This window comes from Streptomyces sp. NPDC047002 (assembly GCF_040704505.1).
GTDB lineage: Bacteria > Actinomycetota > Actinomycetes > Streptomycetales > Streptomycetaceae > Streptomyces.
This window is the reverse complement of sequence record NZ_JBEYWC010000013.1, coordinates 109,684-129,237: the sequence shown is the minus strand read 5'-3', so window position 1 is coordinate 129,237 and position 19,554 is coordinate 109,684. Positions and strand designations below refer to the sequence as shown.

Annotated in this window: 14 protein-coding genes; 7 read left to right on the top strand and 7 right to left on the bottom strand. The window is 73.6% G+C overall.

Annotated elements, in window-relative coordinates:
- Positions 1 to 8: 8 nt before the first annotated feature.
- Positions 9 to 896, bottom strand: coding sequence for a DUF72 domain-containing protein (locus tag AB0910_RS15185; RefSeq protein WP_366745047.1), 888 nt, complete (start codon positions 894 to 896; stop codon positions 9 to 11).
- A 321-nt stretch (positions 897 to 1,217) separates the two neighbouring features.
- On the opposite strand from AB0910_RS15185, the gene AB0910_RS15180 reads away from it, so the two are divergent.
- Positions 1,218 to 2,003: a VOC family protein gene (locus AB0910_RS15180; protein WP_366745046.1), complete on the top strand. Its 786-nt coding sequence runs from the start codon at positions 1,218 to 1,220 to the stop codon at positions 2,001 to 2,003.
- Between the two features lie 358 nt (positions 2,004 to 2,361).
- Here AB0910_RS15180 and AB0910_RS15175 read toward each other — a convergent pair whose 3' ends face one another.
- Both AB0910_RS15175 and AB0910_RS15170 read right to left on the bottom strand, forming a co-directional pair.
- Positions 2,362 to 3,291, bottom strand: a complete 930-nt coding sequence (locus AB0910_RS15175) for a metal-dependent hydrolase (protein ID WP_366745045.1) — start codon at positions 3,289 to 3,291, stop codon at positions 2,362 to 2,364.
- A complete protein-coding gene (locus AB0910_RS15170) occupies positions 3,288 to 5,261 on the bottom strand; it encodes an SDR family oxidoreductase (RefSeq protein WP_366745044.1) in 1,974 nt (657 codons plus the stop codon). The genes AB0910_RS15175 and AB0910_RS15170 overlap by 4 nt, the downstream gene beginning before the upstream one ends.
- 309 nt (positions 5,262 to 5,570) lie before the next feature.
- Between AB0910_RS15170 and AB0910_RS15165 the strand changes: the two genes are divergently transcribed.
- Genes AB0910_RS15165 through AB0910_RS15150 form a run of 4 tightly spaced genes read left to right on the top strand, consistent with a single transcriptional unit; the run spans position 5,571 to position 9,087 of the window.
- Positions 5,571 to 6,524 carry an ABC transporter ATP-binding protein gene (locus AB0910_RS15165; RefSeq protein WP_366745089.1) on the top strand — a complete coding sequence of 318 codons (954 nt, stop codon included), beginning with the start codon at positions 5,571 to 5,573 and terminating at the stop codon, positions 6,522 to 6,524.
- On the top strand, positions 6,521 to 7,441 hold the full coding sequence (locus AB0910_RS15160) for an ABC transporter permease (RefSeq protein WP_366745043.1): 921 nt from the start codon (positions 6,521 to 6,523) through the stop codon (positions 7,439 to 7,441). Before AB0910_RS15165 ends, AB0910_RS15160 begins: the two co-directional genes overlap by 4 nt.
- Positions 7,438 to 8,349, top strand: a complete 912-nt coding sequence (locus tag AB0910_RS15155; protein WP_366745042.1) for an ABC transporter ATP-binding protein — start codon at positions 7,438 to 7,440, stop codon at positions 8,347 to 8,349. The genes AB0910_RS15160 and AB0910_RS15155 overlap by 4 nt, the downstream gene beginning before the upstream one ends.
- An 18-nt stretch (positions 8,350 to 8,367) precedes the next feature.
- Positions 8,368 to 9,087, top strand: a complete 720-nt coding sequence (locus AB0910_RS15150; RefSeq protein WP_366745041.1) for an ABC transporter permease — start codon at positions 8,368 to 8,370, stop codon at positions 9,085 to 9,087.
- A gap of 37 nt (positions 9,088 to 9,124) precedes the next feature.
- Here the strand turns inward: AB0910_RS15150 and AB0910_RS15145 are convergent, their stop codons facing one another.
- Positions 9,125 to 10,516, bottom strand: coding sequence for an MFS transporter (locus tag AB0910_RS15145; RefSeq protein ID WP_366745040.1), 1,392 nt, complete (start codon positions 10,514 to 10,516; stop codon positions 9,125 to 9,127).
- Positions 10,517 to 10,780: 264 nt separating this feature from the next.
- On the opposite strand from AB0910_RS15145, the gene AB0910_RS15140 reads away from it, so the two are divergent.
- Positions 10,781 to 13,426 carry a family 78 glycoside hydrolase catalytic domain gene (locus AB0910_RS15140; RefSeq protein ID WP_366745039.1) on the top strand — a complete coding sequence of 882 codons (2,646 nt, stop codon included), beginning with the start codon at positions 10,781 to 10,783 and terminating at the stop codon, positions 13,424 to 13,426.
- A 56-nt stretch (positions 13,427 to 13,482) separates the two neighbouring features.
- Here the strand turns inward: AB0910_RS15140 and AB0910_RS15135 are convergent, their stop codons facing one another.
- The gene (locus tag AB0910_RS15135) at positions 13,483 to 15,699 is read right to left on the bottom strand and encodes a SpoIIE family protein phosphatase (RefSeq protein WP_366745038.1); all 2,217 of its coding nucleotides are present in this window, start codon (positions 15,697 to 15,699) and stop codon (positions 13,483 to 13,485) included.
- Positions 15,700 to 16,057: 358 nt separating this feature from the next.
- On the opposite strand from AB0910_RS15135, the gene aspS reads away from it, so the two are divergent.
- Positions 16,058 to 17,821, top strand: coding sequence for an aspartate--tRNA ligase (gene aspS / locus AB0910_RS15130; protein ID WP_366745037.1), 1,764 nt, complete (start codon positions 16,058 to 16,060; stop codon positions 17,819 to 17,821).
- A 104-nt stretch (positions 17,822 to 17,925) separates the two neighbouring features.
- On the opposite strand, the gene AB0910_RS15125 is transcribed toward aspS, so the two are convergent.
- Together AB0910_RS15125 and AB0910_RS15120 are read right to left on the bottom strand one after the other, a co-directional pair.
- Positions 17,926 to 18,879: a pirin family protein gene (locus tag AB0910_RS15125; RefSeq protein WP_366745036.1), complete on the bottom strand. Its 954-nt coding sequence runs from the start codon at positions 18,877 to 18,879 to the stop codon at positions 17,926 to 17,928.
- Positions 18,880 to 19,026: 147 nt separating this feature from the next.
- A complete protein-coding gene (locus tag AB0910_RS15120) occupies positions 19,027 to 19,497 on the bottom strand; it encodes an SseB family protein (RefSeq protein ID WP_366745035.1) in 471 nt (156 codons plus the stop codon).
- Between the last annotated feature and the right edge of the window lie 57 nt (positions 19,498 to 19,554).

The following is a 19,554-nucleotide window of genomic DNA, read 5'->3' as shown; positions in this document are numbered from 1 at the left end:
GCCGGGCGTCAGGACGGTCGCGGGGGCGGGGGGTCCAGGAGGGCCTGCATGGCGGCGGCGGCGCGGACCGCCGCGTCGCCGCAGCAGTTGTTGAAAAGGACGTGGACCTCGCGTGCCTGCGCGGCGGCCGCCCGGACGCGGGGGAGCCACTCGGCGAGCTCGCCCGGTGTGTAGGCGTGGCGGAACCTGTCCTCCTTGGTGCCGGTCCCCCAGGCCTCGCTGCGGCCGTGGAAGCGCACCGCGGCGAGGCGCGGCGAGGTGACCGGCAGGGTGGGCGGTACGGAGGAGTCCAGCGTCTGCGCCATGTCGACGGCCACGGCCGCCATGTCGCCGTCCGCGAGCAGCGCGGCCGTCTCCGCCGCGCGCTCCGGCCGCCACCAGCCGGGGTGCCGGAACTCCACGGCCATGGGCCAGCCCGCGGCCCGCTCCCTGCACCGGCGTACGAAGGCGGTGGCAGCGGGGCCGGGGGCGAGCCGCCGGGGGAACTGGAACAGCAGTGTCCCCAGCCGCCCCGCCGTGCGCAGCGGTGCGAGCGCGCCGCTGAAGCGGTCCCACACGTCGTCGAGCAGACCGGGGTCGACGCCGTCGGGGCCGTGCCGCGCCGGCAGCGCGGAGCGCAGGTCGGCGGGGAGCGAGGACTGCCGGGTCGGGTGGCCGGTGAGCAGCGAGAACGCCTTCACGTCGAAGCGGAAGTCCGCGGGGGTGCGCTCGGCCCACAGCAGGCTGTTGCGGGTGCTCGGCAGGCCGTAGTACGTGGCGTCCACCTCGACCACGGGGAAGGCGGCGGCGTAGTGGCGCAGCCTGCCCGCGGCGTCCCGGCTGCCCGGCGGGTACCAGCCCCCGGCCACCAGCTCCCTGTCCGTCCACGAGCACGTGCCCACCCTGATCCTTCCCATGCCGTCCGCGTGCCCCGCGCGGCGGCCGCGTCCACGTGGTCCTTTCGCACCGGAGCCAGAGCCAGAGCCGGAGCCGGAGCCAGAGCCAGAGCCGGAGCCGGAGCCGGAGCCAGAGCCGGAGCCGGAGCCAGAGCCGGAGCCGCACCGGAGCCGGGTCCGGGTCCGCGCGGGTCGCCCGTGCCGGGCCGTATCCGTGCCGGGGCCGTACCCGCGCCGTACTGGTTGCGCGGGCGGCGGGTGCGGGGGAGGGTGGAAGTGCGGTGCGCGACGCGGTGTGCCGCGGTCTCGACCGGGGGCGGATATCCCGCTTGGAGGCGGCAGATGCCTGAAGTCACCGACCCCTACCAGCCGGGCACCCCGTGCTGGATCGACCTCATGGTGCCCGACCAGCAGGCGGCGCTCGACTTCTACCGCGACCTGTTCGGCTGGCAGGGCGAGGTGGGTCCCGAGGAGTACGGCGGATACTCGGTGTGCACCCAGCGCGGCAGGCCGGTCGCCGGGATCATGCGGGCCATGTCCGCGGGCGGCGCGCCGCCCCCGCCGCCGACCTGGACGACCTACTTCGCGAGCGCCGACATCGGCAGTACGGAGAGCCGGGTCGTGGACGAGGGCGGAGCGCTCCTGGTGCCGCCGATGCAGGTGGGCGAGCTGGGCTGGATGATGGTCGGCGCGGACCCGCAGGGCGCGGTGTTCGGCCTGTGGCAGGCCGAGGGGTTCCCCGGTGCGGGCATCGCCAACGAGCACGGCGCGCTGCTCTGGAACCAGCTCATCACCACGGACATCCAGGGCGCGGGCGAGTTCTACCGGGCGCTCGGGCTCGACTGCGAGCCGATGCCCGGGATGCCGGGCTTCACGGGGTTCCAGGTCAAGGGCCGCGTGATCGGCGGGGTCCAGGACATGCACAACATGCCGGAGGGCACGCCTCCGCACTGGCTCGTGCACTTCGCGGTGGACGACGTCGACAGCACGGTCGACGCGGCGGTGCGCGCGGGCGGCACGCTGCGGGTGCCGGCGCTCGACCTGGACAAGGTCGGCAGGCTCGCCGTGCTTGAGGACCCGCAGCACGCGCTGTTCGCCCTGGTGGCGCCGGTGGGGCAGACGGCCTGAGGCCGCCGGGCCGCCGGGGGCGCGGTGGAGGACGTGCCCCGCGGCGTGCGGGGCGCCCGCGCCGGAAGCCCTCGGCGCGGATGGCGGGGAGGTGGGCGGCCACCGTCCCGTGCGTACGGGTACGCGGGCGGCTCGGCGGCCGAAAGGCCGCCATTGCTTTTCCGGTGTTCATAAAAGTGTTGGTGGGCAAGAGGTTTGATCCACAGTCAAAGCGGGTTATCCACAGGGCTGTTGGAATGCCTGTGGATAACCAGTCGCGGTGTCGCAGGATTTGAGAAACTGGGGTGGTACGGAACCGGCTTGGGGATTCGGGGGACAAGGGCCATGCAGGAGAAGTGCGTTCGCCAACGGGTCTTTGCTACGCCTCGGGTGAAGGGGCGTCAGGGGGCTGCCTGTGCAGGGGGGTACGGGAGAGGTAGCGCAGTGCCGCCACTGTCGAGCCTTCCCGGGAGGGGTGGTACGAGCGGCGGAAGTACCGCGGCACCGCGGCCCCGAGGAGCCGCCACGACGGCAGCAGTCCCTTCCCTATCGCCCTGTTGTGGCCGGGAAGGGAGTAGGCCGAGCGGCCTTCGGGGAGTTCGGGGTCGCCGTCGAGCAGATGGGCCGTACCGCGGATCCAGAACCACAGCAGTACGGGCACGGTGACGCACATGGTGCCCGCCCTGCGCACATATCGGAGGGGCTCGCCGCCCCCGCAGTGCTCGTACATGTCGAAGGCCACGGAGCGGTGTTCGACCTCCTCGGCGCCGTGCCAGCGGAGCAGGTCGAGCATGACCGGGTCGGCACCCGCGCGGTCGAGGCCGTCGGCCGCGAGCACCCAGTCGCCGAGCACGGCGGTGAACTGCTCTATGGCCGCGACGAACGCCAACCGGTACAGGATCCAGCGGCTCTTGGGCAGCGGCACCCACCACGGCGGGGCCTCGCCGAGCAGCCGCTCGAAGAGTCCTTCGACCCGCGAGGTGAAGGCGGAGGTGTCCAGGTGCCGCGCGCCCAAGTGGTCGAGTACGTGGGCGTGCTGGACGCTGTGGGTGGCCTCCTGTCCCATGAAGCCCTTCACCCGGGCCAGCAGCTCCGGGTCGCGCACGCGGGGCAGCGCCTCCCTGAAGACCTGCACGAACCAGCGTTCGCCCGCGGGCAGCAGCAGATGGAGGACGTTGACCACATGGGAGGCCAGGGGCTCGCCGGGTATCCAGTGCGGTGGCGTGCCGCGCCAGTCGAAGGCGACCTTCCGCGGGGCGAGGGGGCGGCGGTCGGATCCTGCGCCCCCGGCAGGTGCGCCGCACGTCACAGGGGCGGCTCCGTCCGCGCGATCGCGGCCCGCGCGCCGCGGGACAGCCGGGCGAGCGCGCGCAGTCCGTGCGCCTCCGGGGTGACGGGCACGACGGCCTCGTTCCGCACGACCGCGCGCAGGACCGCATCGGCGACGCGCTCCGGCGGATAGCCGCGCAGGCCGTAGAGCCGGGTGGCCCGGCGCCTGCGGCGCTCCTCCTCCTCTGCGCTCACCCCGGTGAAGCGCGCGGAGGCGGTGATGCCGGTGCTGACGAACCCCGGGCAGACGGCGGTCACGCCGATCCCCCGCCCGGCGAGCTCGGCCCGCAGGCACTCGCTGAGCATCAGCACGGCCGCCTTGGACGCGCTGTACGCGGGCAGGGCACGTGAGGGCTGGAAGGCAGCGGCGGACGCGGTGTTGACGATGTGGCCGCCCTGCCCGCGGTCGGCCATCAGCCGCCCGAAGAGCCGGCAGCCGTGGATCACGCCCCACAGGTTGGCGTCGAGGACCGTGCGCCAGTCCTCGGCCGTGGTGTCGAGAAAGGAGCCGGACAGGCCGACACCCGCGTTGTTGACGAGCACGTCGGGCACGCCGCGGTCGCCCGCGACCCGGGCGGCGAGCCGCTCCATGGCCTGCTCGTCGCCGACGTCGACCGCCTCGGACCATGCTTCGCGGGCGCCCGCGAGGCGGGCCTCACGGACGGTGCGTGCGGCGCCGTCGCCGTCGATGTCGACGGCGAGCACGCGGGCGCCGGCGCGGGCGAAGGCCAGCGCGGTGGCCCGCCCGATGCCGCTCGCCGCGCCGGTCACGAGGACGAGCCGGCCGCCGAAGTGGGCAGCGGCTGCCGCCTCCCGCGCGGCGGACCGCCGGCCCGCGCGCCCACCACCCGGGCCCGGGGCCTCCGGGGCGGCGTCCGGGTCCGCGGCGTCCGGGGCAGGGCCGTCTGCGGCCTGACGGGTCTGACGGGTCTGACGGGTCTGACGGTGCGCGGCGCCGTCGGCGTCCTGTGGGGGCGTGGGCTCCCCGGTGGGCGCGTGTGCGGGGCCCGAGCGGTCGGGCGGCTCGTGGTCCGTGACGAAGTCGGCGATCCAGGTGGCGAGTTGGTCGGGGCGGGTGCGGGGGAGCCAGTGCCCGGCCCGTACGGTCCTGCGGGTCAGGCGGGGGACCCAGCGGTCCAGGTCGTCGTAGAGCGCGGGCGAGAGGTACGGATCGCCGGTGGGCACGACGAGCTGCACGGGGACGTGGGCGTGGGCGTCGGGGCGCGGGTGGCGCACGCGGGCACGGACGTTGTCGCGGTAGAGCCAGGCGCCGTTGGCGGCGTCGTCGGGCAGGGTCGGCGCCGGATACGTCCCGTCGTCGCCGTCGGTGCCGCGCGCGGGCAGGTGCTCGGCGCGGGCCAGCAGGGCGGGCCAGCGGCGGCCGAGGGGGCCGCGCCAGGCGAGTTCGGGGAGGGCGGGAGTGTGCAGCGCGTAGACGTACCAGGACCTGAAGCCCTGGGCGAGGAGGCGGGCCGCGGCCCTGGGCGTGCGTTCCGCGGCCCGGTCCCGCAGCCAGTGCCCGAGGTGGTCGAGGCTGGGGCCCGAGAGGGAGGTGAAGGAGGCGACGCGGCCCCGGGTCCGCCCGCTGGTGGCGAACTCCCAGCCCTGCACCGACCCCCAGTCGTGGCCCACGAGGTGCACGGGCCGCTCCGGGCTGACCGCGTCGGCCACGGCGAGGAAGTCGTCGGTGAGGCGGTCGAGGGTGAAGCCGCCGCGCAGCGGGTGCGGCGCCGTGGAGCGGCCGTGTCCGCGCACGTCGTAGAGGACGACGTGGATGCGGGACGCGAGGCGCCTGGCCACCGGCGTCCACACCTCCTTGCTGTCGGGGTAGCCGTGGACGAGGAGGACGGTGGGGCGGCCGGGGCCCGGCGTGCCGTACTCCGCCACGTCGAGGGTGAGCCGGCCGGTGGCGACCGTCCGCCGGGTGGGCCGCGGGCTGCTGGTGGTCATGGGGTGGCGTTCGCCTCCAGGGTTGCGCTACGCGCAGGTAGCCTCACGCGGCAGCCCGGGAGCGTCAAGACCGGGACCGGGCCCGATCGCCGGAGCGCCCCGCATCCGGCTCCCGAGCGCCGGAGCGCTCCGCATCCGGCGCCCTCGCGGAGGGCGCCCCGCATCCCGCGCCCGCTCCCCCGGACCGCTTATGTCCCCCTTATGGGTCGGGTGCGGCCCTGCGTGTACGACCCGAGGCTGATGCCGGGACAGGCGTCAGGGCTGACGACCGGGGCGCGGTGCCCCCATAGCGTCTGTGAGGTGACTGCTGTGATTGCGACCGAAGGTCTGAGCAAACGGTTCCCGCGGGTGACCGCGCTCGACCGGCTCACCCTGGACATCGGGGCCGGGGTGACCGGGCTCGTCGGCGCCAACGGCGCCGGCAAGTCCACGATGATCAAGATCCTCCTCGGCCTCTCGCCCGCGACGGAGGGCCGTGCGGCCGTGCTCGGCCTCGACGTGGCGACCAGCGGGGCCGCCATCCGCGAGCGGGTCGGCTACATGCCGGAGCACGACTGCCTGCCGCCCGACGTGTCGGCGACCGAGTTCGTCGTCCACATGGCGCGGATGTCGGGGCTGCCGCCCACCGCCGCGCGCGAGCGCACGGCGGACACGCTGCGCCACGTCGGCCTGTACGAGGAGCGCTACCGCCCCATGGGCGGCTACTCGACGGGCATGAAGCAGCGCGTCAAGCTCGCGCAGGCCCTGGTGCACGACCCGCAGCTCGTGCTGCTCGACGAGCCGACGAACGGCCTCGACCCCGTCGGCAGGGACGACATGCTCGGGCTGATCCGCCGTGTCCACACGGAGTTCGGGATCTCCGTGCTCGTCACCTCGCACCTGCTGGGCGAGTTGGAGCGCACCTGCGACCACGTCGTCGTCATCGACGGCGGCAAGCTGCTGCGCTCCAGCTCCACCAGCGACTTCACCCAGACCACCACGACGCTCGCGGTCGAGGTCACCGACTCCGACGCGCACCCCGACGGCACCGGCGCCCTGCGCGACGCGCTGGCGGCCGCCGGCGTGACGCTGCTCGCCGCGGGCGAGCCGGGGCTGCCGGGCGCCGGGCACATCCTGCTCGTCGAGGCGGCAGGGCCCGACACCCACGACATCGTGCGGGACACGGTCGCCGACCTCGGTCTCGGCCTCGTCCGCATGGAGCAGCGGCGCCACCACATCGCCGAGGTCTTCCGGCAGCAGAAGGAGGAGGGAGTCACCGCATGACCACCCCAAGCGGCACGGTCCCGCCGCCCGGCGGCCCCGGCCAGGACGCGACCCGCATCCACAACATCGGCTACCGGAAGTACGACGGCGCGCGCCTCGGCCGCTCGTACGCCCGCAGGTCCCTCTACACGCAGTCGTTGCGCGGCGCGTTCGGCCTCGGCAGGTCGGGCAAGTCGAAGGTGCTGCCGATGATCCTGTTCGCCGTGATGTGCCTGCCGGCGGCGCTGATCGTCGCGGTCGCCGTGGTGACGCACGCCAAGAGCCTGCCGGTCGCCTACACCCGCTACGCGATCCTGCTCCAGGCCGTCATCGGGCTGTTCCTCGCCGCGCAGGCGCCCCAGTCGGTCTCGCGCGACCTGCGCTTCCGCACGGTCCCGCTGTACTTCTCGCGCCCCATCGAGCGCCGGGACTACGTGCTCGCGAAGTTCGGCGCGATGAGCAGCGCCCTGTTCGTGCTGACCGGCGCGCCCGTCGTGATCCTCTACATCGGCGCGCTGCTCGCGAAGCTGGACTTCGCCGACCAGACCAAGGGGTTCGGCCAGGGCCTCGTCTCGGTGGCCCTGCTGTCGCTGCTGTTCGGCGGCATCGGTCTCGTGCTGGCCGCGCTCACCCCGCGGCGCGGGTTCGGCGTCGCCGCGGTGATCGCGACGCTCGTCATCTCGTACGGCGCGGTCTCCACGCTGCAGGCCATCCTCTGGACGGGGCAGGGCAGTTCGGCCGTCGACTGGATCGGTCTCTTCTCGCCCGTCACCCTCATCGACGGCCTCCAGACCGCGTTCCTCGGCGCGCACACGTCCTTCCCCGGCGGCTCAGGACCGGGCGGCGGGCTCGGCGTGGTCTATCTGCTCGTCGTCCTCGGCCTCGTCGCCGGTTCCTACGGAGTCCTCATGCGCCGCTACGGGAAGGTCGGGCTGTGACCACGATCGAGATCGACCACGCCTCCCGCTGGTTCGGGAACGTCGTCGCCGTCAACGACGTCACGATGACGATCGGCCCCGGCGTCACCGGGCTCCTCGGCCCCAACGGCGCGGGCAAGTCCACTCTGATCAACATGATGGGCGGCTTCCTCGCCCCCTCGACCGGCGCCGTCACCCTGGACGGCCGGCCGATCTGGCGCGACGAGGAGGCGTACCGGCAGCTCGGCATCGTGCCCGAGCGCGAGGCCATGTACGACTTCCTCACCGGGCTCGAATTCGTCGTCGCCAACGCGGAGCTGCACGGCCTCGGCAGGCGCGAGGCGCGCGCCGCGCTGGCCACGGTCGAGATGGAGTACGCGCAGGACCGCGCCATCTCCACGTACAGCAAGGGCATGCGGCAGCGGGTGAAGATGGCGTCCGCGCTGGTGCACGAGCCCTCGGTGCTGCTGCTCGACGAGCCGTTCAACGGCATGGACCCGCGCCAGCGCATGCAGCTCATGGAGCTGCTGCGGCAGATGGGGCAGCAGGGCCGCACGGTGCTGTTCTCCTCGCACATCCTCGAAGAGGTCGAGCAGCTCGCCTCGCACATCGAGGTGATCGTGGCGGGGCGGCACGCGGCCAGCGGCGACTTCCGCCGCATCAGGCGGCTGATGACGGACCGGCCGCACCGCTACCTGGTGCGCTCCAGCGACGACAGGGCGCTCGCCGCCGCGCTGATCGCCGACCCGTCGACCGCGGGGATCGAGGTGGACCTCGCCGAGGGCGCGCTGCGCGTGCAGGCCGTCGACTTCGGGCGGTTCACCGCGCTGCTCCCGCAGGTCGCACGCGCGCACTCCATCCGGCTGCTGACGGTGTCGCCGTCCGACGAGTCGCTGGAATCCGTCTTCTCGTACCTCGTCACCGCCTGAAGGAGCGTGCACGCCACCATGTACAACCCCACCGTCGCGCGGCTCACCTACCGCGCCCTGCTGGGCAGGCGCCGGGCGGCGATCCTCTTCCTGCTGCCCGCCCTGCTGATCGTCATCTCGCTGGCCGTGCGGCTGGTGCGCGGCGCCGACGACGGGACCGCGTCCGACCTGCTCGGCGGCTTCGCCATCGCCACGATGGTGCCGCTGATCGGCGTCATCGCGGGCACCGGCGCGATCGGCCCGGAGATCGACGACGGCTCGATCGTCTACCTGCTGTCGAAGCCGGTGAAGCGGCCCACGATCATCCTCACGAAGCTGACCGTCGCGATCGCCGTGACGATGGCGTTCTCCGCGATCCCGACGCTGATCGCCGGGTTCGTCCTCAACGGCAACGGCGGGCAGATCGCCGTCGCCTACACCGTCGCGGCGCTGGTCGCCTCGATCGCGTACAGCGCGCTGTTCCTGCTGCTCGGCACGGTCAGCAGGCACGCGGTCGTCATCGGCCTGGTGTACGCGCTGGTGTGGGAGGCGCTGTTCGGCAGCCTGGTGCCGGGCGCGCGGACGCTCAGCGTGCAGCAGTGGGCGCTGGCGCTCGCGCAGCGGGTCGCGGGCGAGGACGCCGTCTCGTCGGACGTGGGCCTGCCTGCCGCGGTCGTGCTGCTCGTCGTGATCACCTGCCTCGCCACCTGGTACGCAGGGCGCAGGCTGCGGTCGCTGACGCCGACGGGCGAGGAGTAGGCCGGCCGGGGCGGGCCGGCCCTCCCGCGGGGCCGGACTACCGCTGGGCGGCCAGCGCCTCCTTCACGAACCAGCCCCTGCCCGCGTCGGCGGTGCGGTGGCCGGTCTCGGTGAGCAGCAGGTTGTTGGTCTCGGGCGCCCACATCAGCGAGGTCACGCCGCCGATCAGCGACACCACCCCCATGAACACCATCGACCAGCTCAGACCCAGGTGGTCGAGGGAGAGCGGCAGCAGGAACGTGCCCATGGCCGCGCCGATCCGGCTCGCCGCGGAGGAGAGGCCGACGCCCGAGGTGCGGATCGACGTGGGGAACAGCTCGTCCGGGTAGATGCCCGGCAGGATGCTCATGATCCCGTAGCTGAACAGGTAGCCGAAGAAGCAGACGGTCGCGAGCCACACCGGCAGCAGCGTGTCGAGCGCCACGACGAACAGCATCAGCGCGCAGCCGAACATCGGCCACACCAGGATCGTCCGCCGCCCGACGCGGTCCACGAGCCACCAGCCGGTCGCCGCGCCGACCAGCGCGACGACCGTGCCGAGCAGGGCGCCCGCGAGCGCGGAGCCGCCGAGTCCGATCGCCTTCAGCACGGTCGGCTGGAAGAACGTGAGCGCGAAGTACGGCAGGACGATGCAGATCCAGAAGACGCAGGTGAAGACCGTGCGGCGCAGGTAGTCGGGGGAGAACAGCTCGCGGTAGCGGGTCTCCTCCAAGACCTCGGCGCGCCAGTCCTCGGTGTCCATGGAGACCCCGAGGTCCTCCTCGACGATCCGCGCGGCCTCCCGCGAGCGGCCCTTGGAGATCAGCCAGCGCGGCGACTCGGGCAGGCCGTGCCGCACCAGCAGGCAGATCACGGCGGGCACCGCGCTCGCGGCGAGCGTGTAGTGCCAGGCGCCCGGCCAGTTGGTGTTGACCAGGTAGCCGAGGAGGTACGCGACGACGTAGCCGACGTTCCAGAGGATCTCCAGGATCCCGAGGTAGTTGCCGCGCTTGCGCGCCGGCGCGAACTCGGCGAGCAGCGGCGAGCCGATCGAGTAGTCGGCGCCGACGGCGAGGCCCATCACCAGGCCGAGTGCGAAGACCTGCCAGGGCGCGGTCACGAAGAACATCAGGACGGCGCACGCAAGGAAGACCGAGAGGTCGATGGTGAACATCGGGCGGCGGCCGAGCCGGTCCGTCACATAGCCGAGGAGGAGCCCGCCGAAGAACGTGCCGATCAGCGTCGAGGACGAGATCAGCGAGTTCCAGGTCGACGTGACACCGATGTCACGCGCCATGGCGGTGCCGGCGAGCGCCGCCGCCACGGAGGCGAAGACGAAGCCGTCGATGAACATGCCGCCGCCGGTGGCGACGGTCAGGCGCCGCAGAAAGCGGCGCGTCCCCGGTGCCGGCTGCGCCGCTTCTCGGTGGTCCTGTGCGGTTGTCGTCATCTGGTGGCCTCTCCGGACATGTTTGCTCCTGCACCTCTCCAGAACCGACCCGAACATTCCTATGAATATCGTGCACGCCGGGCCTGACCGTGACGAAGACTCCGCGGCGCCGGGGCAGCGCACCGGCGCCAGGGGCGCGCAGCGGAGTGGTCGGGGCCGCCGCTGGGCCGTGGCGCACTTCCCCGCCGGGCCCGTTCTCGGCACGATCGGAGCGGGGCCCGCGCCGGGCCCGCAGGGCACCACGACCGACATCAGGAGGGCCCGGTGGCTTCCACCGTCCTTGGGGCGCCGCGTGCCGAGCACCATCCGGGGGACCGGATCGGGACCGGGGAGCCGCGGCCCCGGCTGTCGTGGACCGTCCTCGACGCGCCGTACGGGTGGCGGCAGGGCGCGTACGAGGTGCGCGTCGACCCGGAGGGGCCCGCCGCGCAGGGCGGCGCTCCCGCGGTGTGGCTGAGCGGCCGGACCGAGGGCGCCGACTCGGTGCTCGTGCCCTGGCCCGCGCCGCCGCTCGCCTCCCGGGACCGGCGCGCCGTGCGGGTGCGGGTGTGGGGCGCCGACGGGCCGGACGAAGGGCCCTCGCCGTGGAGCCCGCCGCTGACCGTGGAGGCCGGGCTGCTCTCCCCCGCCGACTGGACGGCCCGCATGGTGGGCCCCGACGGCGGCCGCGACCCGGCGGCCCCGGAGCGCACGGCGCTGCTGCGCGGCGCGTTCGAGCTGCCCGCGCCGCCCGCGTACGCCCGGCTCTACGCGACGGCGCGCGGCCTGTACGAGCTGGAGCTGAACGGCGCCCGCGTCGGCGACGACGTGCTCGCGCCCGGCTGGACCAGCTACCGCAGGCGGCTGAGGTACCAGACGTACGACGTCACCGACCTGCTGCGGGCCGGGCCCAATCTGCTCGGCGCGCGCCTCGCCGACGGCTGGTTCCGCGGCCGGATCGGCTACGGCGGCGGCACCCGCGACGTGTACGGCGACCGCACCGGCCTGCTCGCCCAGCTCGAAGCGGTCTGCTCCGACGGCACCGCGGTCCGCTTCTGCACCGGAGGGGACTGGCGGTGGGCGCCGGGCCCCGAGCCGCGGGCGAGTCTGTACGACGGGGAGCACCACGACGCCCGCCTGGAACCGCCCGGCTGGTCGCTGCCGCAGGACGGGGCCTTGCCCTGCGGGCCGCGGGACGCCGGGATCTGGCGGGCCGTGCGGTCCGCCGCGGACTTCGACCCGCGGACGCTGCGCGCGCCCACCGGGCCCGCCGTGCGGCACACGCAGGACGTCGCGCCCGTCGCCGTCACCGTCTCCCCCTCGGGCCGCACGGTCCTCGACTTCGGGCAGAACCTCGTGGGCCGGCTCAGGCTGCGGCTGCGCGGCGGCCGCGCGGCGCGCGGCACCGCGGTCACGGTGCGGCACGCCGAGGTGCTCCAGGGCGGCGAGCTGTGCACCAGGCCGCTGCGGCAGGCCGAGGCCACCGACCGGTATGTGCTCGCGGGCCGGCCCGAGGAGGTCTGGGAGCCCCGGTTCACCTTCCACGGCTTCCGGTACGCCGAGGTCGACGGCTGGCCCGGCCCGCTCGACCCGGCGGACGTGACGGCCCGGGTGATCGGCAGCGACCTGCGGCGCACCGGCTGGTTCGGCTGCTCGGACGAGGACGTGAACCGGCTCCACGAGAACGTGGTGTGGAGCATGCGCGGCAACTTCGTCGACGTGCCGACCGACTGCCCGCAGCGCGACGAGCGGCTCGGCTGGACCGGCGACATCCAGGTGTTCACGCCCACGGCCGCGTTCCTGTACGACTGCTCGGGGATGCTCGCCTCGTGGCTGGCCGACCTGGCGGCCGACCAGTATGCGGACGGCACCGTGCCGCTGATCGTCCCCGAGATCCCCACGCCCGAGTGGCTGCCCGCCTGGCCGATGGCCGTGTGGGGCGACGCGGCGGTGCTGATGCCGTGGGAGCTGTACCGGGCGTACGGCGACGAGGGCCTGCTGCGCGACCGGTACGCGAGCGCGCGCGCCTGGGTCGACCGGGTGCTGGCCGGCGGCACCGACGGCTCCACCGGGCGTCAGCTCGGCGACTGGCTCGACCCGGCCGCGCCGCCCGACGACCCGTGGGCGGCCCGCACCGACGCGGGGCTGGTCGCGGCGGCGTACGCGGCGCGCTCCGCGCAGGTGCTCGCGGACACCGCCGGGGTCCTCGGGGAGCGCGCCGACGCGGAGCGCTACCGCGCCGCGGCCGCGGGGGCGCGCGGGCGCTTCACCGAGCGGTACACCACCGGCGACGGGCGGCTGACCAGCGACAGTCAGACCGCGTACGCGCTCGCCCTCGTCTTCGGCCTGCTGCCAGAGGACCGCGCGGAGCGCGCGGGCCGCCGCCTCGCCGAACTGGTCGCCGCGGACGGTCACCACATCGCGACCGGCTTCGCGGGCACCCCGGTGATCTGCGAGGCGCTGACGCGCGCCGGCGCGCTCGACGACGCCTACCGGCTGCTGCGGCAGCGCGAGTGCCCGTCCTGGCTCTACCCGGTGACCCGGGGCGCCACCACCGTCTGGGAGCGGTGGGACAGTCTGCTGCCCGACGGCACGGTCAACCCCGGCGAGATGACGTCGTTCAACCACTACGCGCTCGGCGCCGTCGCCGACTGGCTGCACACCCGGGTCGCCGGGCTGTCGCCCGCGGCCCCCGGCTGGCGCCGCATCCTGGTGGCACCGCGCCCCGGCGGGGGCCTGACCTGGGCGCGCGCCCGCCATGAGACGCCGTACGGCACGGCGGACATCCGGTGGCGGCTGTCCGGCGGACGCCGCCTCGACGTCGAGTTCACCGTCCCGCACGGCACCACGGCCGAGGTCCGCCTCCCGGGCCTCGCCCCCTACGAGGTCGTGCCGGGCACCCACCGCGCGGGGGTGGACCTGCCGCAGTGAGCGGGCGCATCGGCGGCCTGCGGGAGCCGTCCGCCCAGGCGCGCGGCCCGCGGGGCTCATTCGTCCAGGTCGAACGCCGAGAGGTCGGGTTCCGCGCCGTCCGCGCCCTCGCGCAGCTCGAACCAGATCATCTTGCCGTCGCCGCGCGGGTCGACGCCCCACTCGTCCGCGAGCACCTCCATCAGTACCAGGCCGCGGCCGCTCGACGCCATCTCGCCGGGGCTGCGGCGGTGCGGCAGCTCGTCGCTGGTGTCGGCGACCTCCACCCGCAGGGTGCGCCCGTCCGAACCGCCCGCGGTCTCCGCCGAGACCAGCGCGTCCCCGTCGGTGTGCACCAGCACGTTCGTGACCATCTCCGAGACCATCAGGACCGCGGAGTCGACCTGGTCCTCGTCGGGCCAGTCGTGCAGCAGCGCCCGCAGCTGGTGGCGGGCGTCCGCGATGCGCTCCGGGTCAGCCTGCGCGACGGTGAGGGCGGCGCGGCGCGGCGCGAGGAAGCCGCTGCCGACCGGGGACGGGTCGCGGGAGAGCAGCACGAGCGCGATGTCGTCCTCCCTGCGCTCGGCGAGCGGGCCCGTCGTGTAGTGGGAGATCGGCCCGTGGACGGACTGGATCAGCGCGTCCGCCAGCTTCTCCAGGCCCTCCTTGTCGAGCGCGCTCTCCGTGTGCTGCTCGATGATCGGCCGCAGCCGGTCCCAGCCGGTGAACATGTCGTGCCCGCCGGTCTCGATGAGTCCGTCGGTGCAGAGCATGATCACCTCGCCGTGGCCGAGCGTGAGCCGCGTCGTCGGGTAGTCGGAGTCGCTGTCGATGCCGAGCGGCAGGCCGCCCTGCGTCGGGCGGATGATCGCCGTGCCGTCGGCCATCCTGACCACCGGGTCGGGGTGGCCGGCGCGGGCGATGTCGAGGGTGCCGGCGAGCGGGTCCACCTCCAGGTAGAGGCAGGTCGCGAAGCGTGGCCCCGCCTCCTCGTCCTCCTCCTCGTACGGCAGTCCGTCGCTGCCCACGATCGGGTGCTGCTGGAGCCCGGAGAGGAAGCGGGAGGCCCGCGACAGGACGGCGTCGGGCCTGTGCCCCTCGGCCGCGTACGCGCGCAGCGCGATCCGCAGCTGCCCCATCAGGCTCGCCGCGCGCACGTCATGGCCCTGCACGTCCCCGATGACCAGCGCGAACCGCCCCTCGCTCGCCGCGCCGGGCAGCGGGATCATGTCGTACCAGTCGCCGCCGATGACCAGGCCGCCGCCGGTGGGCACGTACCGCGCGGCCACCGACATCCCCGGCAGGTCGGGTGCGAGGCGCGGCATCATCGCCCGCTGGAGGCCCTGCGACAGCGCGCGCTCCGTCTCGGCCACCTCGGTGCGGGCCAGCGCCTGCGCCAGCATCCGCGCCACCGTCGTCAGCACCGAGCGCTCGTCGGGCGAGAACACCACCGGGTGCTTGAACGCCGCCATCCACGCGCCGATCGTGCGCCCCGCGACGACGAGCGGCAGATACGCCCAGGATGTGCGGTCCATCGGCCGCACGAACGGCCAGATCTCCGGGTAGCGCCGCGCGTACTCCTCGGGCGAGGAGAGGTAGATGGCGCGGCCCGTGCGCATCACCTCGGCCGGGGCGTAGTTCCCGCCGAGGCCGAGGAACCTGTCGAACTCCTGCGGAGCCCGCATGTCCCCGTGGATCCCGATGATCTTGACCCGGTCGCCGACCGCGCTGAAGACGGCGAGCGCGTCGGGCGAGAAGCCCGGCATCGACAGCGAGGCGGTCACCCGCAGCACGTCCTCCGTGGAGTGCGCCTCCGCCAGCGCGCGCCCCGCGTCCAGCAGGAACGCCTCGCGCGAGCGCCGCCAGTCGCCGGTGACGTACGTGCCGTCCACGGCGGTGCCCGGACGCGGCTCCACGACCTCCTGCACCGTGCCGACCAGGCGGTGCATCCGGCCGAGCCCGCCCAGGTCGGCCCGCGCGCCGTCCCCCGTGGTGTACGCGTACGGCTTCGAGCGCGACCTGAGGGTCCGCAGCACCCGGCCGTGCTCGTCCACGACGCGCAGCCGGATCTCGGCGAGGCTCTCCTCCGCGACGGCGAGGCCGACGATCCCGCCCATCTCGTTCCAGTCGACGGGGTGCACCCGGGCGCGCACGTCGGAGACCGCGACGACGGCCGGCGTGGCCTCGAAGCCGAGCATCCGGGCCGCGTCGGCGTCGAGCGACACCGTGTGCGAGGCGGTGTCCCAGCGCCACAGCCCCGTCGCGATCGCCGACAGAACGTCCTCGGTGCGCATTTTTCCACTGTATGGACACGTTCCGCATCCCTGCCACCGAGCGTCCGCCGGGTGCCCGCCCGCACCCGGGGCTCCCCTGGCGGCCGGCGGGGGCGGGCCCGCGGCCCGGTCCTGCCGCGGAATCGGCCGTATGGGGGCCGTGCGCCGGAGGATAGAGTTGCGGATGGCCGTCCGAACCGTGCCGGCCCGATGCCGTACGGTTCACCACCCGACCCACCCCCGCTTCTCCCACCCGACCCACCCCCGCTTCTCCCACCCGACCCACCCCCGCTTCTCCCACCCGACCCACCCCCGCTTCTCCCACCCGACCCACCCCCGCTTCTCCCACCCGACCCACCCCAGGACTGGATGAACGACGATGCATCGGTACAGGTCCCACACCTGCGGCGAGCTCCGCGCCTCTGACGTCGGCACCGACGTCCGGCTGAGCGGCTGGCTGCACAATCGCCGAGACCTGGGCGGCATCCTCTTCATCGATCTGCGCGACCACCACGGTCTCGTGCAGCTGGTGGCGCGGCCGGGCACCCCGGCCGTGGAGGCGCTGTCGCACCTCACCAAGGAGACCGTCGTACGCGTCGACGGCACGGTCTCGGCGCGCGGCGCGGAGAACGTCAACCCGGAGCTGCCGACAGGCGAGATCGAGATCGAGGTCACCGAGGTCGAGGTGCTGGGCGCCGCGGCCCCGCTGCCCTTCACGATCAACACCGACGACGGCGTGGGCGAGGAGCGCCGCCTCGAGTACCGCTTCCTCGACCTGCGCCGCGAGCGCATGCACCGCAACATCATGCTGCGCACGGCCGTGATCTCCGCGATCCGGCACAAGATGACGGCGCTCGGCTTCAACGAGATGGCCACCCCGATCCTCACCGCGACGTCCCCCGAGGGCGCCCGCGACTTCGTGGTGCCGTCCCGGCTCAACCCCGGCAAGTTCTATGCGCTGCCGCAGGCGCCGCAGCAGTTCAAGCAGCTGCTGATGGTCTCCGGCTTCGACCGGTACTTCCAGATCGCGCCCTGCTTCCGCGACGAGGACGCCCGCGCCGACCGCTCGCCCGGCGAGTTCTACCAGCTCGACCTGGAGATGAGCTTCGTCGAGCAGGAGGACGTGTTCCAGCCGGTCGAGAAGCTGATGACCGAGCTGTTCACGGAGTTCGGGCAGGGCCGCGAGGTCACCTCGCCCTTCCCGCGCATCCCGTTCCGCGAGTCGATGCGCAAGTACGGCAACGACAAGCCCGACCTGCGCGCCAAGCTGGAGCTGCACGACATCTCGGACGTCTTCGCGTCGTCCGAGTTCAAGGCGTTCGCGGGCAAGCACGTGCGCGCGCTGCCGGTGCCGGACACGGCGGGCCGGCCGCGCAAGTTCTTCGACCAGCTCGGCGAGTACGCCGTCGAGCAGGGCGCGAAGGGCCTCGCCTGGGTGCGGGTGGGCGACGAGGGCGCGCTGAGCGGCCCGATCGCGAAGTTCCTCACCGAGGAGGACGTCAAGGTCCTCACCGAGCGCCTCGCGCTCGCCCCCGGCCACGCGGTCTTCTTCGGCGCCGGCGAGTACGACGAGGTCTCGAAGATCATGGGCGCGGTGCGCGTCGAGGCCGCGAAGCGCGCGGGGCACTTCGAGGAGGGCGTCTTCCGCTTCTGCTGGATCGTCGACTTCCCGATGTACGAGAAGGACGAGGAGACCGGCCGGGTCGACTTCTCGCACAACCCCTTCTCGATGCCCCAGGGCGGCCTTGAGGCGCTGGAGACGAAGGACCCGCTGGACATCCTTGCCTGGCAGTACGACATCGTCTGCAACGGCATCGAGCTGTCGTCCGGCGCGATCAGGAACCACGAGCCCGAGATCATGATCAAGGCGTTCGAGATCGCCGGGTACGAGCGCGACGACGTCGAGCGCGACTTCGCGGGCATGCTGCGCGCGCTCCGCTTCGGCGCCCCGCCGCACGGCGGCATCGCGCCGGGCATCGACCGCATGGTGATGCTGCTCGCCGATGAGCCCAACATCCGCGAGACGATCGCCTTCCCGCTCAGCCAGAACGCGCAGGACCTGCTGATGGGCGCGCCGAGCGAGCTGACAGAAGCCCGGCTGCGCGAGCTGCACATCGCGCTGCGCAAGCCGCAGGGGAAGTAGCCCGCACGCACGGCTCCGCCCCGTGACGGTTGCCGTCGCGGGGCGGAGCCGTATGCGGTCCCGGGTGCGGGTGTCTCCCGGTGCGGGTGCCTCCCGCAGCCTGGTCAGGCGTGCGGGACCGGCGCGGTGCCGAGGCGGCCCGCCTGGAAGTCCTCGAAAGCCTGCCGGAGTTCGGCCTGCGTGTTCATCACGAACGGCCCGTAGTGCGCCATCGGCTCGCGGATCGGCTGCCCGCCGAGCAGGACGACCTCCAGGTCGGGCGTGTGCGCGTCCTGCGTCTCGTCGGCGCGCACGGTCAGCGAGGCCCCGGCCCCGAAGACCGCGGTCTGGCCCGTGTGCACGGGGCGCCGGTCGGTGCCCGCGGTGCCGCGCCCGGCCAGCACGTACGCGAGGCCGTTGAAGTCCTCGCGCCAGGGCAGTGTGATCTCGGCACCGGGCCGCAGCGAGGCGTGGATCATGGTGATCGGGGTGTGGGTGATGCCGGGGCCCTGGTGGCCGTCGAGCCCGCCCGCGATCACCCGCAGCAGCGCGCCGCCGTCGGGCGAGGTGAGGAGCTGGACCTGCCCGCTGCGGATGTCCTGGTAGCGGGGGTTCATCATCTTGTCCTTGGCCGGCAGGTTCACCCACAGCTGGAGGCCGTGGAAGAGGCCGCCGGACACCACGAGCGACTCCGGCGGCGCCTCGATGTGCAGCAGCCCGGAGCCTGCCGTCATCCACTGGGTGTCGCCGTTGGTGATGGTGCCGCCGCCCCCGTTGGAGTCCTGGTGGTCGAAGACGCCGTCGATGATGTAGGTGACGGTCTCGAAGCCGCGGTGCGGGTGCCAGGGGGTGCCCTTGGGCTCGCCCGGCGCGTACTCCACCTCGCCCATCTGGTCCATCATGATGAACGGGTCGAGGTACTGGTAGTTGATCCCGGCGAAGGCGCGGCGCACCGGGAAGCCCTCGCCCTCGAAGCCGCCGGGCGCCGTGGTGACGGCGAGGACGGGCCGGGCGACGGCGTCGGCGGGCGCGGCCACGCGCGGCAGGGTCAGCGGGTTTTCCACGGTCACAGCAGGCATGGGAGCCCTCCTCGGTTCGTCGCGCCTCAATTTAGTTGAAGCGTGAACATCCCGCAAGGGTGCCGGTATTCCGGGGGTGCGGGGCGCAGGCGAAAGGGGCGGCGCACCCCCGCGGGTGCGCCGCCCCTTTCGCGGGGTGTGCGCAGGTCAGCCGTACATCCGGCGCATCGCGTAGTCGACCATCTGCTCGACGGCCTTCGCGTCGAAGACCATCCGGTGCTCGCCCTCCATGTCGAGGACGAAGCCGTAGCCCGTGGGCAGCAGGTCGATCACCTCGGCGCCGGTGATCACGAAGTACTTGGAGTCCTTGCCCGCGTACCTGCGCAGCTCCTTGAGCGTGGTGAACATGGGGATCACCGGCTGCTGCGTGTTGTGCAGGGCGAGGAACCCGGGGCCCTCGCCGCGGGGGCAGTACACCTTGGACGTGGCGAAGACCTGCTGGAAGTCCTCGGCCGACAGCACGCCCGTGGTGAACGCCTTGACCGCGTCCGCGAGGGACGGCGGGGACGGCTCCGGGTACAGCGGCTGCTCGCCGTAGCCGCCGCCCATCGGCTGCTGCTGGTGGGGCGGCTGGGCGTACTGCTGCTGGGCGCCAGGCGTCTGCTCGTAGCCGTACATGGCCGCAAGAATACTGAGGGCGGCGCCCCCGTGGGCCCGTGGGGCGGGCCCGTTCCC

What these genes read in the sequence shown, in the direction of transcription:
- AB0910_RS15185 (WP_366745047.1), bottom strand. Translation starts at nt 896, where the DNA reads ATGGGAAGGATCAGGGTGGGCACGTGCTCGTGGACGGACAGGGAGCTG.
- AB0910_RS15180 (WP_366745046.1), top strand. Translation starts at nt 1,218, where the DNA reads ATGCCTGAAGTCACCGACCCCTACCAGCCGGGCACCCCGTGCTGGATC.
- AB0910_RS15170 (WP_366745044.1), bottom strand. Translation starts at nt 5,261, where the DNA reads ATGACCACCAGCAGCCCGCGGCCCACCCGGCGGACGGTCGCCACCGGC.
- AB0910_RS15160 (WP_366745043.1), top strand. Translation starts at nt 6,521, where the DNA reads ATGACCACCCCAAGCGGCACGGTCCCGCCGCCCGGCGGCCCCGGCCAG.
- AB0910_RS15150 (WP_366745041.1), top strand. Translation starts at nt 8,368, where the DNA reads ATGTACAACCCCACCGTCGCGCGGCTCACCTACCGCGCCCTGCTGGGC.
- AB0910_RS15145 (WP_366745040.1), bottom strand. Translation starts at nt 10,516, where the DNA reads ATGACGACAACCGCACAGGACCACCGAGAAGCGGCGCAGCCGGCACCG.
- AB0910_RS15135 (WP_366745038.1), bottom strand. Translation starts at nt 15,699, where the DNA reads ATGCGCACCGAGGACGTTCTGTCGGCGATCGCGACGGGGCTGTGGCGC.
- aspS (WP_366745037.1), top strand. Translation starts at nt 16,058, where the DNA reads ATGCATCGGTACAGGTCCCACACCTGCGGCGAGCTCCGCGCCTCTGAC.
- AB0910_RS15125 (WP_366745036.1), bottom strand. Translation starts at nt 18,879, where the DNA reads ATGCCTGCTGTGACCGTGGAAAACCCGCTGACCCTGCCGCGCGTGGCC.
- AB0910_RS15120 (WP_366745035.1), bottom strand. Translation starts at nt 19,497, where the DNA reads ATGTACGGCTACGAGCAGACGCCTGGCGCCCAGCAGCAGTACGCCCAG.